1 pseudogene is annotated in these 805 nt (G+C 56.4%); it reads left to right on the forward strand.

Annotated elements, in window-relative coordinates:
- A pseudogene (locus tag OB13_RS00515) lies at window positions 1-805 on the forward strand (hypothetical protein); the annotation flags it as partial.

An 805-nucleotide genomic window follows, 5' to 3' on the forward strand; every position in this document is an offset into this window, starting at 1 on the left:
GGCAGGCACCCACACCATCACGGTAAAGGATGCCAAAGGCTGTGTATTCTCCAAAGCAGTTTCTGTGAGCAATGTGGCCGGACCTGTGTTCAGCGCCACTGCCCAGTCTACCACCTGCGGTGCCAGCAATGGCCGTATCACGGTGAGTGGCGTGACCGGGGGTGTCAGTCCGTATACCTATAGCAAGGACGGGGACAACTTCCAGACCACCACGGTATTTGAAAACCTGCTGGCCGGTACTTACTCCATCATCGTGAAAGACGCCAACGGCTGTCTGGGTACGGTGACAGTGGAAGTAAAGGACATCGCTGGCCCGAGCGACTTTGCACTGACAGCTGCTGCCTCGACCTGCGGCAACAGCAACGCCAGCCTGAGCATCGGCAACGTGACCGGTGGAACAGCTCCTTATACCTACAGCAAGGACGGTGCGAACTTCCAGGAGTCCGCTACCTTCACAGGGTTGGCGGCCGGCGCGCACACCATCACGGTGAAAGACGCGAACGGCTGCGTGTTCGCCAAGACAATTGAAGTAGAAAATATCGCGGGACCAACTGACCTAACACTGGCTAGCACTTCGTCTACCTGCGGCAGCCGCAATGGCGTTATCTCTGTAAGCGGGGTGACAAGTGGAACGGCTCCGTATACCTACTCCCTGAATGGCACCAACTACCAAACAGCAACGACATTTGAAGCTGTGCTGGCCGGTTCCTATACCGTGACAGTGAAAGATGCCAATGGCTGTACGTTTGCCAAAGAGGTAACCGTAGGAAACATTGCCGGTCCAACCGATCTGGCTGCTACGACC

Source organism: Pontibacter sp. HJ8 (assembly GCF_054824225.1).